This is a genomic window from Streptomyces griseoruber (assembly GCF_001514205.1).
In the GTDB taxonomy this organism is placed as follows: domain Bacteria; phylum Actinomycetota; class Actinomycetes; order Streptomycetales; family Streptomycetaceae; genus Streptomyces; species Streptomyces griseoruber.
On sequence record NZ_KQ948780.1, the window covers coordinates 64,233 to 79,220 of the forward strand.

The following is a 14,988-nucleotide window of genomic DNA, read 5'->3' on the forward strand; positions in this document are numbered from 1 at the left end:
TTGGAGGTGGAGACGGGATTTGAACCCGTGTAGACGGCTTTGCAGGCCGTTGCCTCGCCTCTCGGCCACTCCACCAGGAGTGTAGGGGACCGGGAGTCCCCACTTTCCTTCGAGCGGACGACGAGGCTCGAACTCGCGACCTCAACCTTGGCAAGGTTGCGCTCTACCAACTGAGCTACGTCCGCTTGTCGTTTCGTTCCGCTCTCGCGGCCCGGCGACGAGTTGAACTCTAGCGGATTCCTGGGCCAGTACAAAAACGCGTTTGTGCAGCGTGCGCCCCTGCGGCCCCGCCCGGACCCGCACCGGACACGTCCCGGTCGGCTCGGGGTCGTACCCCGGACCTGCTCGGGGTTGTACTGCGGACCTGTTCAGGGCCCCGCCGGGGACATCCCCGAACCGCCCCGTCGGCACCCGACCTAGACTCGACACCGTGCTCGACCTCTCTCCCCTCGCCCGCTTCGGCGGCCGTGTCGCCACCGGCCTCCTGGACGTCACCGACGACCCCGCCGCCCTCGACTCCACCGGTTTCTGGGCGGTCTGCGCGGACTTCGAGGGCCGTGTCGTCTGCGCCCGCTTCGCCGACGTACGGGACGAACCGGTGCCGGCGCCCGTGCCGGGGGAGTGGCACGGGCCCGCCGCGGGTGACTGGACGTCGTCGCTCGACCGCGCCGCGTACACCGCGGGGGTGCGCCGCATACGGGAGCACATCGCGGCCGGCGAGGTCTACCAGGCGAACCTCTGCCGTGTCCTCACGGCGCCCGTCGCGCCCGGCGCCGATGTCGACGCCCTGACCGCCCTGCTGGCCCGAGGCAACCCCGCACCCTTTGCAGGAACGATCCGCCTGCCCGGTCACGGCGTGGAGATCGCCACCGCGTCCCCCGAACTCTTCCTCCGCCGCGACGGACGCGTCGTCGAGTCCGGCCCCATCAAGGGCACCGGCCGCACCGAGGCCGACCTCCTCGACAAGGACTACGCCGAGAACGTGATGATCGTGGACCTCGTCCGCAACGACATCGGGCGCGTCTGTGCCACCGGCAGCGTGACCGTCCCCGACCTGTGCGCGGTCGAGAAGCACCCCGGACTGGTCCACCTCGTCTCCACGGTCCGCGGCGAACTGCGCGACGGCGCCGGCTGGCCCCGACTCCTCGACGCCGCCTTCCCGCCCGGCTCGGTCACCGGCGCCCCCAAGTCCAGCGCCCTGCGCATCATCGACGCGCTGGAGACGGCACCGCGCGGACCGTACTGCGGCGGCATCGGCTGGGTGGACGCCGACCGCGGCACCGCCGAGCTGGCCGTCGGCATCCGCACCTTCTGGATCGACCGCGCCGCCGACGGCACGGCCCTGCTGCGCTTCGGCACCGGCGCCGGGATCACCTGGGGCTCCGACCCCGAGGCGGAGTGGCGGGAGACCGAACTGAAGGCGGCGCGCCTGCTCGCGGTAGCGTCGGGCACGTACGAGGTGAGTGAAGGGACCCTGAGGTGAAGATCTGGCTCGACGGCGCTCTGCAGGACAGCGCGTCCGCCCGCGTCTCCGTCTTCGACCACGGACTGACCGTGGGCGACGGCATCTTCGAGACGGTGAAGGCGACGGACGGGCGGCCGTTCGCGCTGACCCGCCACCTCGACCGGCTGACCCGCTCCGCGCGCGGCCTCGGTCTGCCGGACCCCGACCACGACGAGGTCCGCGCGGCCTGCGCCGCGGTCCTGGATGCGAACCCGATGCCGCTCGGCCGGCTGCGCATCACCTACACCGGAGGCCACGGCCCCCTCGGCTCCGACCGCGGCGACCAGGGCCCCACCCTCGTCGTCGCCCTCGGCGGGACCACCCGCCGCCCCGACTCCACCGCCGTGATCACGGTCCCCTGGACCCGCAACGAGCGCGGCGCGCTGACCGGCCTCAAGACGACCTCGTACGCCGAGAACGTCGTCGCCCTGGCCCGCGCCCACCAGGACGGCGCCTCGGAGGCCCTCTTCGCCAACACCGTCGGACAGCTCTGCGAGGGCACCGGCTCGAACGTCTTCGTCGTCCTGGACGGCGAGATCCACACCCCGCCGCTCGCCTCGGGCTGCCTCGCGGGCATCACCCGCCAGTTGACCGTGGAGTGGACCGGGGCCAAGGAGACCGACCTCCCGCTCGACGTGCTGGAGCGCGCCGACGAGGTCTTCCTCACCTCCACCCTCCGTGACGTCCAGGCCGTCCACCGTGTCGACATCCGCGAACTCACCGGCGCCCCGGGCCCGGTGACCGCCAAGGCGATGCGGATCTTCGACGAGCGCGCCGGCGACGACCTGGACCCGTAAGGTCCGGCCCCGGGCCGCTGCCGGAAAACGAGCTGACTCCGGTCCGCGCGCACGGGTAGAAACCCCCTGATGACCACGACCCTGCGGCCGACCGAGCCGCTTCAGCGCGCTGCCGACGGAGCACTGTCCCGCCACTTCCGGGTGTGCGTGAACAGCCGCCCCGTCGGAGCGGTCCGGCTCTCCACCGATCCCCTCTTCGGGCTCGCCGTCGCCCACATCGACGACCTGCACATCGAGGAGCCGGACCGCGGCCGGGGGCGGGGCGCGGTGGCCGCGCTCGCCGCCGAGGAGGTGGCCCGGGGCTGGGGCTGCCGGCAGATCGAGATCAGGGTGCCGGGCGATTCCGGGCCCGCGCTGCGGCTCGCGACGGCCCTCGGCTACGTCCACCGCAACCGCGGCATGGAGAAGCGGCTCGGCGCGGTGGCGCCCGAACTGCCGCAGGGCAGCCTGGCCAGGCCCATGACGGAGGCCGAGTACGGCCCGTGGGCCGAGCGCGGCACCGAGGAGTACGCGCGGGACTGGATCGACCGGGGGGTGCCCGCCGAACCCGCCCGGGCCAAGGCGCGGGGGGACTACGCGCGCTCGCTGCCCCAGGGCCTCGCGACGGAGAACGTCCGGATCAGCGTCCTGGAGCACGAGGGCGTCCCCGTCGGCGACCTCTGGCTGGCCTTCACCGGCGACAAGGCGTTCGTCTACAACGTCGAGGCCTACGAGGAGCATCGCGGCCGGGGCCACGGCCGCTCCCTGATGCTGCTGGCCGAGGCCCAGACGCTGGCCGCCGGCCGGCCGGTGCTCGGCCTCAACGTCTTCGCGGGCAACACACCGGCCGAGCGCCTCTACGAGTCGCTGGGGTACGTGACCGTCGGCTACTCGATGTACAAGAACCTGCTCTGAGCCTGAGACGCCGGCTCTCTCATGGCTTCGTGCGGTCGGCTTCGTGCGGTCGGCTTCGTGCGGTTGGCCTCATGCGGTCCCGGCCAGCAGCCGGTCCGCGATCTCCTCGATGCGCTCGCGGAGCCCCTCCTGGCTCTTGCCGCCGTCGAGGCGCTCGCCGCCGATGACATAGGTCGGGGTGCCGGTGACACCGATCGCCTTGCCCTCGGCCTGGTCGGCGTCCACGATCAGGATGTGCCGGCCGTCGATCAGCGCGGTGTCGAACTCCTCGGCGTCCAGCCCGAGTTCACCGGCGATCTCGACCAGGAAGGGTTCTCCCGCACGGTCCAGCTCCTCGACCCGGCCCAGCACCGCCTCGACGTACGCCCAGCCCTTGCCCTGTTCCAGGGCCTCCTCGGCGGCCTGGGCACCGGCGAAGGCGTGCTTGTGCTTCTCCAGCGGGAAGTGCCGAAGACGCAGCTCCAACCGGTCGCCGTACCGCTCACGCAGGGCGCGCAGATCGCCGAGGGCACTGCGGCAGTCCGGGCACTGCAACTCGCACCAGACGTCCAGGACGACGGCGGGAGGGACGGATGCCGGGTCGGACACGGAGGCGGATCCGGACGTGGATCCGGGTACGGAGACCGGGGAGGAGTCGCTCATGACGCCAGTCTCCCAGCCCGCACCCGCCCACCCCAATCCGGACCTCCGTGGCACCGACCAGGTCCTACGGAGGAGCCGACCCGGAGATGTCCCTGATGTCCAGCTCGGAGCATGGCCCGGGAGGGGGCCGAAGGTGCAGGATGGAAGGGACGAAGCGCCCGCCTGCGCGAGGCGTCGAGTCGTGGTGTCCCTGCCCGAGTGAGCCTCGCCTGGAGGACCGGATGATTGCCGAGACCGTCTGTTCCGCCGTCGCCGTGGCCGGGCTGGGCATCGCGGCGGTCACGGCCTACCGCAGGCGTTTCCTGGCGGCCGCCCGCATGGCCGCCTACGCGCTCGTGCCGCTCGGGCTCGTGATGACCGGTGTCGTCGAGTGGCTCGCCGACACCGCCTTCAGCCCGACCGCCTGGGCCGGCTTCGCGGTGCTCGGCTGCGCCTGGGCCCTGTTCGCGACCACCCGCGCGGTGGAGCGCCGCCGGGGCGGCGGCCGCGGCACCCGAAAGGAACGCAAGGCGGCGGCCCGCTCCGCCCGGCCCGACGCCGTGGCCCCCGCAGCCTCGGCCCCCTCCCTGGGCCCGGCATCACCCCGCCCGGCGTCCCGCCCCGCCGCCACCGACGACTTCAGCGACATCGAGGCGATTCTGAAGAAGCACGGCATATGAAGCCCGGGTGCGTCTGAGACCGGTCGAAACGACACAGTCGGCCCATGGGCGCACGGAAACGATCACGGCCTGAAACCGACATCACGGAATACGGCGAACACCCGCTCAATCCGGGCGCGTTGATCGCGTAGGACGCCTGGCCTGCGTCATCATCACCCCCGAGATGCTGGACACCGAACAAGGCGACCCCGCGCCGCCTCAGGACGAGCCGCGCGGGTGCCTCTTCGCCCTTTCCCAGCCACCGCTGATGATCTTCCTAGCGGTGATCGGGTGTCTTCTGCTCATTGCGTCGCTGCACGATCTGCTGCTGCTCTGAGCCGTACCCGCGGTACCCGGCGCCACCCGCCGGGACCGCGTCGGCACCGAAAGCTCCTGAGCCCAGGCCCTCCCCGACACCCACAGAACCACACCCGCTCCGCACCGCCCGCCCCGCACCTGCCGCCGGGCCGGACATGCCGCACCTGCCCGCAGGGCCGGCCAAGCCGCGCCTGCCTTCGTCGGCCGGCCGAGCCGCACCCGTTTCCGGGCCGACCGGACCGAGTCGGCCGCCCGTCGGCCGGACCGCACCCGGTGGAACCTCGGTCCCTCGCCCGGGCGAGAGTCTTCAACCTGTGCCTTGGGCGTCACCCCGGGGCAGTCCTTGGCCCTGCTCTCGGCCGCGCCCGCGGCCGGCGGTCTCGGGTTTCCGTCCCCGCCCCCGGTTCCCGCCCGGCGACCTCAGCCCGCCGCTTCCTTGCGGCGGGCGCGGTAGGCGGCCACGTGGAGGCGGTTGCCGCAGGTGCGGCTGTCGCAGTAGCGGCGGGAGCGGTTGCGGGAGAGGTCGACGAAGGCGCGTCGGCAGTCGGGGGCCTCGCAGCGCCGCAGCCGTTCCTGCTCCCCGGCCACCACGAAGAAGGCCAACGCCATGCCGCAGTCGGCCGCGAGATGGTCGGCGACGGACGCGCCCGGCGCGAAGTAGTGGACATGCCAGTCGTAGCCGTCGTGATCCGTGAGCCGGGGCGTGGTGCCCGCGGCGGCGACCAGCTCATTGATCAGCCCGGCGGCCGTCCGGGCGTCCCGGGCCGCGAAGATCCCGGAGAACCGCCCCCGGATCTTGCGCACCGCGGAGAGGTCGAACTCGGACAGCACGCCGACGTCACTGATGGCGTGCTTGCGTACGAACTCCGCGAGGGTGGCGACATCCGGCAGCGCGTCCGGGGTGGTCTCGTCCTCCGGCGCGGTGTTCACCAGATCCACCACGGCATCAAGCGCACACCGGGTGTCGTGGGTGATCAGCACGTTTCGCTCCCTGGCCTGGGGGTCGGGCGGGCGCCCGCCGATGCTGGCCGATGGTAGCCGCCCCGAGCGCGGAAGCCACGGGGCTCCCGGCGCGGACTGCCGACGGCGGCGTCCCGGACGTCGCCCCGAGCTGTCCGGGACCGCCTCCGAAGCGATCGGGGAGCTGCCCCTGGGGACCTCGGCGCGAGCCAGCCCCGGAGGGCGGGCCCCGCACGCGCCGACGCCGCCCCACGGTGGACCGTGGCACGGCGTCGGCGTGTTCCCTGTGCGATTGTCTTCAGCCCGAGCCGTCTCCCCGAGTGGACGGCGCCGGGCAGCTCGGTATGAGCCCCGTCCTAGCTTTCCGCCAGGATGTGCGAGAGCTCTTGATCGAGATCGAAGTGCCGGTGTTCCGTGCCGGGAGGCACGGCCGCGTCCGTCCGCTTCAGGAAGGACTCCAGGGCCCGCGCCGGGGCCTCGAGCAGGGCCTCGCCCTCGGGAGAACTGAGGGCGATGCAGACGACGCCCTGACCGTGACTGCGTGACGGCCAGACACGGACGTCGCCGGTGCCGGTCGGCCGGTGCAGGCCTTCGGCGAGGAGGTCGCGGGCGAACACCCACTCGACGGTTTCCTCGGCTCCGGTGTGGAAGGTGGCGTGCACGGCGTAGGGGTCGGCCGTGTCGTACCGCAGGCCTGCGGGGACAGGCAGGGAGGACTCGCTCGACACAACGAGGCGCAGGTGCAGCTCGCAGCTGACCGTGGTGTTCATAAGCGCCAGGGCCTTTCGCTCAGTGTGCGCTCGGGGATTCGCACGTCGGCGAAATCGACATGCCACCTACGGTGCCGTTGTAAACCCCTCTGAGTGTTTTGCGTGTCTTTACGTAACTCTTCCGGCCGAGAGCCTGTTCGCGAAGTACCACCATTCCGGTGACTGGAATCTCTCGGGTAGGGTCTGGGTGTATGAATACGGGGAGTAACGAGCCTGGCGAGGTAGCCATGGCGGCGAACGGAGCGAAGGCGGGCGGGGCGGGGGAGGAGCCTCAGGAGCAGGGGCTCGGCTCCCGGGCGCCCGAGTTCGTCAAGGCGCGTCGCGTGCTGCATCTGAGCTGGCAGGTCGGTGTCTTCGTGATCGGCCTGGCGGTGGTGGTGGCCGGCATCATCATGCTTCCGTTGCCCGGGCCCGGCTGGATCGTGATCTTCGGCGGTATGGCGATCTGGGCGACCGAGTTCGTCTGGGCCCAGCTGGTGCTGCGCTGGACCAAGCGCAAGGTCACCGAGGCGACCGCCCGCGCCCTGGACCCCAGGGTGCGCCGCCGCAACATCATCCTCACCTCGATCGGCCTCGTGATCATCGGCGTGCTCATGGGTGTCTACGTGTGGAAGTTCGGCTTCGAGATGCCCTGGAACATCAAGGACCAGTGAGCGACCGCGAGGGCGCGGGAGCCGGGCTGTCGTGGTCACAGGCACCGCCTGACATGGGGTAATGTTCTTCCTGCGTCCGGGCGATTAGCTCAGTGGGAGAGCGCTTCGTTCACACCGAAGAGGTCACTGGTTCGAACCCAGTATCGCCCACCCCGAAACGCTGGCCCGTCTGCGACAGAGCAGACGGGCCAGCGTCGTTCTGTGCTGCGCGGACACCCCCGGTGCGTCCCGGCCGTCGCCCGCTCCCGGCGCCCCAAGGTCAGCCATCCGGCCCATGGGGCGCGACAAGAGCCGGACTGCGAGCCTCGGACCGGACGGAATCCCGTACGCCAGGGCATGCCACGCAGGTCAGGGTGCGTGTGCCTGGGGGCGGGCCGCCGGTTCCGCAGGCCGAGCCGCGCGGCGCGGCTCAGGTCGAGCGACGCAGGCCGGCCAGTGTGCGGCAGGCCGGACCGCCGGCCTCGCAGGCCCCGGGCCCTCCCCTCTCGGGCCCCACACCCACCGGCCGGCCCCAGGCCCCCTCCCCTCGGCCCGCCTCCCACCCCCGGTAGCCCCGGTCGGACCCCAGCACCCGGCACCTCCCACGCGCGTCCGACACCCTCGCTCCCCTCCCTCGCGGCAGCCGCGGCCCCCGCCCCGCCCCACGTCCCGCCCCACGGTCCCGCCCCGCCTCGCCCTCGCGAGCACCACACGCGCACGCACAGGCACACCCTCACCCAGGCACACCCTCACCTTCCCCCCAGCCCCCACCAGCGTGACCGTGCGCAGTCATCTCCCCCATCCGCCCCAGCCCCCGCCCCACCCCGCGTCACCCCCGCCCCCTCCCTGCCGCCGCCCCTCCAACCCCTCCGGCCGGCACCCCCGCCGACCCGTCCCTCCACCCCCTCGCCCCACTCCTCCACCCCATCCGCCACCCCAACCCCCACTCACGCCCCACTCCCACCCAGGCGGATTTCCGTCGCTCGCTCCACCCGCCCGACCCCCACCTCCGGTTCGGCAGCCCGAACACGCCCCGCTCACCTGCAACTTCGCTGCCCCATCAGCGACTTGACCCGTCATCGGCCCGTCCCGCCGCGACGTTGCTTCGTAAGAAATTCCTGTCCGAATCATTGACGCTCCCTCAACCCCCTCGTACCTTTTGCCAGCAAGCGCTTTCTTGAAACGATTCATGCAGCGGCGACGATGCCGCGGGGAGGGCCCGACTGTGGGAACCAGCAGGAATGTTGAGAGGCGAACGATCCTGAAGGCGGCCGGGGCGACTGCGGCAACGCTGGGGCTGGCCGCGACGACCGGGTGCGGTGGGGGAAGTGGCAGTTCCGGGGACGGGACGGTGACACTGCGTTACGCGTGGTGGGGTGGCGAGCCGCGCACCATCGCCATCAAGAAGACGATCGCGCTCTTCGAGAAGAAGTACCCGAAGATCAAAATCAAGCCTGAATTCACCGACTACGAGGCGTTCTGGGAGAAGTTCCAGACCCAGGCATCCGGTGGAAATCCGCCGGACGTTTTCCAGAATGCGGTCGGTTTCCTGCGCAAGTACGACAAGCGCGGCGTTCTCATGGATCTCAAGTCGCAGGCGGACGCCGGGAACCTGAGCCTGGACAACTTCCGCAACGGCGTTCTGGCGAACGGTCAGGTCGACGGCAAGCAGCTCGGCATTCCGGTCGGCGCCAACACCATGGCGCTCGTCATCGACCTCAACGCCTTCAAGAAGGCCGGGGTGGAGGCGAAGTTCGGCTGGACCTGGGACGAGTACTTCGCCGCACTCCAGACGATCCAGGACAAGGTGAAGATCGCCGGTGACACCGGCTACTTCTCCATCATGTACCTCTACGACCTGTATCTGCGTCAGAACGGCAAGGCGTTCTTCACCGACTCCGCGCTCGGCTTCACCGAGGACGATCTGACGCAGTGGTGGGAGGACGGCTACAAGCGGGTCAAGTCGGGGCTCGTCGCCGACCCGAAGAAGATCGAGCAGGTCAAGCCCAAGTCGGGGCTGTCGGCGGGGCTCGCCGCGTCCGAGTTCACCTGGGACAACTTCTCCATCCGCTACGAGGGCGAGGGCGAGTCGGACTACGGGCTCGCGCCGATCCCCACCACCGACGGCAAGGACACCGGCCAGTACCTCGGCTCGCTGATGCTCAGCGGCTTCTCCGGGACCAAGCACCCGAAGGAGGTCGCCCAGTTCATCGACTTCATGGTCCACGACCCCGAGGTCGGCAAGATCATGGGCTACGACCGCGGCATCCTCGCCACGACCGAGCAGTACGAGGCGTTCACGCCCACCGACGACAACAACAAGGGCGTCAAGGCGTACGAGGAGGAGGTCGCCGCCGCCGGCGTCCTCGGGAAGATCACCCCGCACCCGTCCGGCACCGACGTCATCGAGGCGGCCTTCCTGCGCATCGGCGGTGAGGTCGCCCAGGGCAAGACCAAGCCGGCCGACGCCGCCAAGGCCCTGTTCGGCGAGGCCAAGGCCGCGTTCGCGGGCTGAGGGGACGTACCACCATGACGCTCGTCAAGGAAGCGCCCGCGCGCCCGGCCGGGAAACGGTCCGCCGTTCCCGTCGCCGGGCGGCGCGGGCGGCGCCGCGAGAACCTCGCCGGCTATCTCTTCATGTCGCCGTGGATCGCGGGATTCCTGCTGCTCACGGCGGGGCCGATGATCGCGTCGCTGTACTACGCGTTCACCAGCTACAACCTGTTCACGCCGCCCCGGTGGGTGGGGCTCGACAACTTCACGACGATGTTCCAGGACCCGCGCTGGCAGAAGTCGGTCGAGGTCACCCTGAAGTACGTCGTCGTGGCCACCCCGCTGAAGCTGCTGCTCGCGCTGGGTGTGGCGCTGCTGCTCGCGCAGAAGCGGCGGGGGCAGGGCCTGTACCGGGCCGCGTTCTACATGCCCTCGCTCATCGGCGCCAGCGTCTCCGTCGGGTTCGTGTGGCGGGCGCTGTTCTCGGACGACGCGATCGTGGACCGTACGCAGAAGATCTTCGGTCTCGACGTGGGGGGCTGGATCGGCAACCCGGACTACGTCCTCTACGCCCTGGTGGCCCTGAGCATCTGGCAGTTCGGCGCGCCGATGGTCATCTTCCTGGCCGGGCTCAAGCAGGTCCCGCAGGAGCTGTACGAGGCGGCCGAGATGGACGGGGCCGGCCCCGTCCGGCGGTTCTGGAACATCACCCTGCCGATGATCTCCCCGGTGCTGTTCTTCAACGTGCTGCTGGAGTCCATCCACGCGTTCCAGGTGTTCGGTTCCGCGTACGTCGTCTCCGACACCCGGTGCGGGCCGGCCGACGCCACCCTCGTCTACACCTGTTACCTCTACCAGAAGGGCTTCAAGGAGGCCCAGATGGGCTTCGCCTCCGCGATGGCCTGGACGCTGGTGGTCGCGGTGGCGCTCGTCACGGCGGTCCTGTTCTGGTCGCAGAAGAAGTGGGTGCACTACGAGGAGGCCGCCAAGTGACCACCGCCACCAGCCCTGTCGCGCGCACCGCGAACGAGCGGCGGCGCGGCGGCTCGATCGCCTGGCACGTGGGCGCGCTCGCCGTCCTCGCCGTCGTCCTGTACCCCGTGATCTGGGTGCTCGGCGCCTCGTTCAAGCCGAGCAAGGACATCGTCGCCAGCATCGACCTGCTGCCCACCGAGCCGGTCTGGGCGAACTTCTCCGGCCTCGCCGACGGTATCTCCGGCATCTCCATCAGCAGCTTCTTCATGAACTCGCTGACGTACGCGGTCCTCGCCGTGGCCGGTGTGGTCCTGTCCAGCTCGCTGACCGCGTACGCCTTCGCCAAGATCCGTTTCGCCGGACGGAACCTGCTGTTCACGCTGATGATCGGCACCTTGCTGCTGCCGTACCACGTCCTGCTCATCCCGCAGTACGTGCTGTTCCGCAAGCTGGAGCTGATCGACACGCTGGTGCCGCTCGTGGCGGGCAAGTTCCTGGCCGTGGAGGCGTTCTTCGTCTTCCTGATGGTGCAGTTCATGCGCGGGCTGCCGCGCGAGCTGGACGAGGCCGCCCGGCTCGACGGCTGCGGACACCTGAGGATCTACTGGTCCATCGTGCTGCCGCTGTGCCGCCCCGCGCTCATCACCAGTGCCATCTTCACCTTCATCAACGCGTGGAACGACTTCATGGGGCCGTTGATCTACCTCAACACCCCGTCCAAGTACACCGTTTCGCTCGGTCTGATGATGTTCCGCGATCAGGAGGGCATCTCCGACTACGGCAGCATGATCGCGATGTCGCTGGTGGCGCTGGTGCCGGTCATCGCCTTCTTCATGGCCTTCCAGCGCTATCTCATCGACGGTATGGCCACTTCCGGACTGAAGTGAACTGAAGTGAACTGAAGTGAAGTGAACTGAAGTGAAAGGGCTGAGGCGGTCGCCATGGCGCAGGCACGGGTGAAGGCACGCAAGGAGTCCGTGTTCGGTGAGCGCTTCGCGCTCTTCGCCGAGACGCTGCTCACCGGCGTGTGGATCGCCGTGGCCTGCCTCGGCCTCGTCACCTACCCTGCCGCCCTCGCGGCCGGCGCCCGGCATCTGCGGCGTCGTACGCGCCACGAGGACGGCGGGCTGCGGGAGTTCGTCGCCGACTTCCGCTCCGCCGTGCGCGGCGGCTGGCTCGTCGGACTCGCCGGCTGGGCCGCCGCGGCCGCGGTCCGGGTGGACGTCCAGGCCGCGCGGGCCGGGATCCCCGGCGGGCCGCTCGTCGGGGCCGTAGGGCTGTTCGCGCTGCTCGGGCTCGTGGTGGCGGGGCTGCGCGCGGCGGCGGTGTGGGAGCCGGGCCGGCTCTGGCGTCCGCTGCTCGCCGAGGCGGGCCGGCGGACCGTGCGCGACCCGGCCGGATCGTTCCTGCTCGTCGCCGGGCTGGCCGTCGTGGCCCTGTCCGGCTGGGTGGTCGCCCCGCTGGCCGTCCCGGTGCTCGGGGCGGTCGTGGCCGCCGCCGTCGCCGTGGAGGAGCGCCGGCGCACCCGCTGAACCCCCGGGGTCGGCGCGCCCCCGGGGGCGGCGCCGTACCTCTCCCTGTCATGCCCCTGACTAGTTGACCCGTCAGACTCGGGAAAGGAAAGACCATGTCTCCCATCCCCCGCAGGTCCCTCCTCAAGGCGGCGGCCGTCGCCGGCGCCGCCGCGCAGTTCTCCTGGGCGCTCGGGACCAAGGACGCCGGGGCCGCGCCCCGGGCCGCGGCGGCCGACGCGGATCCGGTGCCCCTGGACTGGCTGGAGGACGGCGGTCTCGGCGCCGCCCCCGGCTCCACGCTCGGCGTGCCCTGGCCGATGGGCGCCTTCCAGGAGGACCAGACCTTCGCGCTGACGGATGCCGACGGCAAGGACGTCCCCGTCCAGTCCTGGCCGATCGCCTACTGGCCGGACGGCTCCCTCAAGTGGACCGCGCACGCCGTCAGCCAGGGCTCCGGCAAGCTCACCCTCGCCGCCGGCACCCCCGCCGCCCCCGGCAAGAAGGTCACCGTCGACAGGAGCGGCGGCACGGTCGACGTCTCCACCGGTGTCATCACGGTGAGGATCGGCAAGGACGGCGCCTCGATCGTCAAGTCCGTCAGGCGCGGCTCCACCGAGATCGCCAAGAACGGCCGGCTGGTCCTGATCCGCCAGCCCGAGATCGAGGACGAGGACCAGGGCACGGTCAGGACCGAGCGCTTCGAGGGCGCCATCGGCGAGGTCACCGTCGAGCAGGAGGGCCCGGTCCGCGCGGTCGTCCGTATCGACGGCAAGCACCGCAAGGGCAGCCGCAGCTGGCTCCCGTTCTCGATCCGCCTCTACTTCTACGCGGGCGCCGACTCCTTCCGCATGGTCCACACGATCACGTACGACGGCACCCAGGAGCCCGGCAAGGCCTCCGGCGACTTCATCCGCGGTCTCGGGGTGCGCTTCACCGTGCCGATGCGCGACGAGTCGTACGACCGCCACATCCGCATCGGCGGCGAGGGCACCGGTCTGCTGAGAGAGGCGGTCAAGGGCATCACCGGTCTGCGCCGCGACCCCGGCGCCGCCGTGCAGGCCGCCCAGTACGCGGGGGAGAAGCTGCCCGACCCCGCCACCTGGGACCAGCGGGTCACCACCCGTCTGCAGTACATCCCCGAGTGGGGCGACTACACCCTCTCCCAGCTCTCCGCCGACGGCTTCACCCTGCGCAAGCGCACCAAGAAGGGGTACGGGTGGATCGGCGCCGGCGGCGGCAAGCGGGCCTCCGGCTTCGGGTACGTCGGCGGGGCGAGCGGCGGATTCTCCTTCGGGCTCAGGGACTTCTGGGAGCGGCACCCCTCCCAGCTCGACATCCGCGACGCGCACACCGATGCCGCCGAGGTCACCCTCTGGCTCTGGTCCCCCGAGGCCCAGCCCATGGACCTGCGCTTCTACCACGACGGCATGGGCCAGGACACCTTCCCCGAGCAGCTCGAAGGCCTCAACATCACCTACGAGGACTACGAGCCGGAATTCGGCACCCCCTACGGGATCGCCCGTACCTCCGAACTGCTGTTCTGGGCCCATGAGTCGACGCCGACGCCCGCGCGGCTCGCCGAACAGGTCGAGGCCGTACGGGTCCTCCCGCAGCTGGCCGCCCCGCCCCGGCAGCTCATCAAGGCGAAGGTCTTCGGCCCGGGCCTGTACTCCGAACCCGACCGCTCCACCCCCGCCAAGGCGAAGATCGAGGACCACCTCGACTTCCTCTTCACCTACTACAAGGACCAGGTGGAGCAGCGCCGCTGGTACGGCTTCTGGGACTACGGCGACATCATGCACACCTACGACACGGTCCGCCACCAGTGGCGGTACGACATCGGCGGCTACGCCTGGGACAACTCCGAGCTGTCCCCGGACCTCTGGCTCTGGTTCGCGTATCTGCGCTCGGGCCGTGCGGACATCTTCCGCTTCGCCGAGGCGATGACCCGGCACACCGGCGAGGTGGACGTCTACCACATCGGCCAGTGGGCGGGCCTGGGCACCCGGCACGGCGTCCAGCACTACGCCGACAGCGCCAAGCAGCAGCGCATCGCCAACACCACCTACCGCCGCTACTACTACTTCCTCACGGCGGACGAACGCGTCGGCGACCTCATGCACGCCAACGTCGACTCCGACGAGACGTTCCTCGCCCTGGACCCGCTGCGCAAGATCCGCACCGAGCCGTACACCCCCGACCGGCACGCCCTGTCGATCGGCTTCGGCACCGACTGGAGCGGTCTGGTCTCGGCGTGGCTCACGGAGTGGGAGCGCAAGGGCCCCAAGTGGGAGAAGGCCAGGGCGCGCGTGCTGTCGACGATGGAGACGATCGCCGCCCAGCCCAACGGCTTCGTCCAGGGCAGCGGCCTGTACGACCTCGACACCGGGAAGTTCGCCGTGGCCACCACCCCGGTCGTCGGCGTCTCCCACCTGTCCGCCGTCTTCGGCCTCAACGAACTCTGCGCGGAGCTGATCCACCTGGTCGACATGCCGGCCTTCGACGCGGCCTACTTCGACTACTGCCGCTACTTCAACGCCACCAAGGCCGAGCAGGCGGCGCGCTACGGCTCCCACTTCGGCACCCTGCTGCTGTTCCAGGGCCACTCCCGCCTCGACGCGTACGCCGCCGTACAGACCGGCGACGAGAAGCTCGCCAAGCGGGCCTGGACGAAGTTCTACAGCTCCGACGGCTACACCGAGTCCTCGCCGTGGAAGACGGAACCGGTGAGCGGCCCCGCCGCCCTGGTCGCGGGCAGCGAGGCCGCCTGGGTGTCCACCAACGACACCGCTCTCTACGGCCTCGCCGCCATCGAGAACCTGGCCCTCCTCGGCGACAAGATGCCGTAACC

General features: G+C 70.7%; 14 protein-coding genes and 3 tRNA genes. 12 read left to right on the forward strand and 5 right to left on the reverse strand.

Going from position 1 to position 14,988, the window contains the following annotated elements:
• Position 1: 1 nt before the first annotated feature.
• A tRNA-Cys gene (locus AQJ64_RS35620) sits at positions 2 to 75 on the reverse strand.
• 37 nt (positions 76 to 112) lie between these two features.
• Positions 113 to 185 (reverse strand) — tRNA-Gly (locus AQJ64_RS35625).
• Between the two features lie 245 nt (positions 186 to 430).
• Here AQJ64_RS35625 and AQJ64_RS35630 point away from each other — a divergent pair.
• From AQJ64_RS35630 to AQJ64_RS35640, 3 genes are all read left to right on the forward strand, one after another.
• Positions 431 to 1,483, forward strand: coding sequence for a chorismate-binding protein (locus AQJ64_RS35630; RefSeq protein ID WP_055634220.1), 1,053 nt, complete (start codon positions 431 to 433; stop codon positions 1,481 to 1,483).
• Positions 1,480 to 2,301, forward strand: a complete 822-nt coding sequence (locus AQJ64_RS35635) for an aminotransferase class IV (protein WP_055634219.1) — start codon at positions 1,480 to 1,482, stop codon at positions 2,299 to 2,301. The genes AQJ64_RS35630 and AQJ64_RS35635 overlap by 4 nt, the downstream gene beginning before the upstream one ends.
• A 69-nt stretch (positions 2,302 to 2,370) precedes the next feature.
• Positions 2,371 to 3,195, forward strand: coding sequence for a GNAT family N-acetyltransferase (locus AQJ64_RS35640; RefSeq protein WP_206189706.1), 825 nt, complete (start codon positions 2,371 to 2,373; stop codon positions 3,193 to 3,195).
• A gap of 69 nt (positions 3,196 to 3,264) precedes the next feature.
• Here AQJ64_RS35640 and AQJ64_RS35645 read toward each other — a convergent pair whose 3' ends face one another.
• Positions 3,265 to 3,837 carry a DsbA family protein gene (locus AQJ64_RS35645; RefSeq protein WP_240512628.1) on the reverse strand — a complete coding sequence of 191 codons (573 nt, stop codon included), beginning with the start codon at positions 3,835 to 3,837 and terminating at the stop codon, positions 3,265 to 3,267.
• A 221-nt stretch (positions 3,838 to 4,058) separates the two neighbouring features.
• On the opposite strand from AQJ64_RS35645, the gene AQJ64_RS35650 reads away from it, so the two are divergent.
• Both AQJ64_RS35650 and AQJ64_RS49850 read left to right on the forward strand, forming a co-directional pair.
• Entirely contained in the window at positions 4,059 to 4,496 is a 438-nt protein-coding gene (locus tag AQJ64_RS35650; protein WP_059203319.1) for a hypothetical protein, read from the forward strand.
• Positions 4,497 to 4,659: 163 nt separating this feature from the next.
• On the forward strand, positions 4,660 to 4,812 hold the full coding sequence (locus tag AQJ64_RS49850; protein WP_169809755.1) for a hypothetical protein: 153 nt from the start codon (positions 4,660 to 4,662) through the stop codon (positions 4,810 to 4,812).
• 401 nt (positions 4,813 to 5,213) lie between these two features.
• Here the strand turns inward: AQJ64_RS49850 and AQJ64_RS35655 are convergent, their stop codons facing one another.
• Both AQJ64_RS35655 and AQJ64_RS35660 read right to left on the reverse strand, forming a co-directional pair.
• Entirely contained in the window at positions 5,214 to 5,774 is a 561-nt protein-coding gene (locus AQJ64_RS35655) for a CGNR zinc finger domain-containing protein (protein WP_059203320.1), read from the reverse strand.
• Positions 5,775 to 6,109: 335 nt separating this feature from the next.
• The gene (locus AQJ64_RS35660; RefSeq protein WP_004002642.1) at positions 6,110 to 6,523 is read right to left on the reverse strand and encodes an SsgA family sporulation/cell division regulator; all 414 of its coding nucleotides are present in this window, start codon (positions 6,521 to 6,523) and stop codon (positions 6,110 to 6,112) included.
• A 191-nt stretch (positions 6,524 to 6,714) separates the two neighbouring features.
• Here AQJ64_RS35660 and AQJ64_RS35665 point away from each other — a divergent pair, with 191 nt between their 5' ends.
• The 7 genes from AQJ64_RS35665 (at position 6,715) to AQJ64_RS35695 (ending at position 14,986) form a co-directional block, all read left to right on the forward strand.
• On the forward strand, positions 6,715 to 7,176 hold the full coding sequence (locus AQJ64_RS35665) for a TIGR02611 family protein (RefSeq protein WP_055639059.1): 462 nt from the start codon (positions 6,715 to 6,717) through the stop codon (positions 7,174 to 7,176).
• A gap of 78 nt (positions 7,177 to 7,254) precedes the next feature.
• A tRNA-Val gene (locus AQJ64_RS35670) sits at positions 7,255 to 7,326 on the forward strand.
• A 1,054-nt stretch (positions 7,327 to 8,380) separates the two neighbouring features.
• Positions 8,381 to 9,670, forward strand: a complete 1,290-nt coding sequence (locus AQJ64_RS35675; RefSeq protein WP_055633431.1) for an extracellular solute-binding protein — start codon at positions 8,381 to 8,383, stop codon at positions 9,668 to 9,670.
• Between the two features lie 14 nt (positions 9,671 to 9,684).
• Entirely contained in the window at positions 9,685 to 10,641 is a 957-nt protein-coding gene (locus AQJ64_RS35680; RefSeq protein ID WP_055633430.1) for a carbohydrate ABC transporter permease, read from the forward strand.
• On the forward strand, positions 10,638 to 11,510 hold the full coding sequence (locus AQJ64_RS35685; protein WP_055633429.1) for a carbohydrate ABC transporter permease: 873 nt from the start codon (positions 10,638 to 10,640) through the stop codon (positions 11,508 to 11,510). The genes AQJ64_RS35680 and AQJ64_RS35685 overlap by 4 nt, the downstream gene beginning before the upstream one ends.
• Before the next feature lie 54 nt (positions 11,511 to 11,564).
• The gene (locus tag AQJ64_RS35690; protein WP_206189677.1) at positions 11,565 to 12,155 is read left to right on the forward strand and encodes a hypothetical protein; all 591 of its coding nucleotides are present in this window, start codon (positions 11,565 to 11,567) and stop codon (positions 12,153 to 12,155) included.
• 95 nt (positions 12,156 to 12,250) lie between these two features.
• The gene (locus AQJ64_RS35695) at positions 12,251 to 14,986 is read left to right on the forward strand and encodes an exo-rhamnogalacturonan lyase family protein (RefSeq protein WP_055633428.1); all 2,736 of its coding nucleotides are present in this window, start codon (positions 12,251 to 12,253) and stop codon (positions 14,984 to 14,986) included.
• Positions 14,987 to 14,988 lie beyond the last annotated feature (2 nt).

Bases quoted from the DNA above. Each gene is read 5' to 3' on its own strand.
- AQJ64_RS35650 (WP_059203319.1), top strand. From the start codon at position 4,059: ATGATTGCCGAGACCGTCTGTTCCGCCGTCGCCGTGGCCGGGCTGGGC.
- AQJ64_RS35690 (WP_206189677.1), top strand. From the start codon at position 11,565: ATGGCGCAGGCACGGGTGAAGGCACGCAAGGAGTCCGTGTTCGGTGAG.
- AQJ64_RS35695 (WP_055633428.1), top strand. From the start codon at position 12,251: ATGTCTCCCATCCCCCGCAGGTCCCTCCTCAAGGCGGCGGCCGTCGCC.
- AQJ64_RS35660 (WP_004002642.1), bottom strand. From the start codon at position 6,523: ATGAACACCACGGTCAGCTGCGAGCTGCACCTGCGCCTCGTTGTGTCG.
- AQJ64_RS35680 (WP_055633430.1), top strand. From the start codon at position 9,685: ATGACGCTCGTCAAGGAAGCGCCCGCGCGCCCGGCCGGGAAACGGTCC.
- AQJ64_RS35645 (WP_240512628.1), bottom strand. From the start codon at position 3,837: ATGAGCGACTCCTCCCCGGTCTCCGTACCCGGATCCACGTCCGGATCC.
- AQJ64_RS49850 (WP_169809755.1), top strand. From the start codon at position 4,660: ATGCTGGACACCGAACAAGGCGACCCCGCGCCGCCTCAGGACGAGCCG.
- AQJ64_RS35640 (WP_206189706.1), top strand. From the start codon at position 2,371: ATGACCACGACCCTGCGGCCGACCGAGCCGCTTCAGCGCGCTGCCGAC.
- AQJ64_RS35665 (WP_055639059.1), top strand. From the start codon at position 6,715: ATGAATACGGGGAGTAACGAGCCTGGCGAGGTAGCCATGGCGGCGAAC.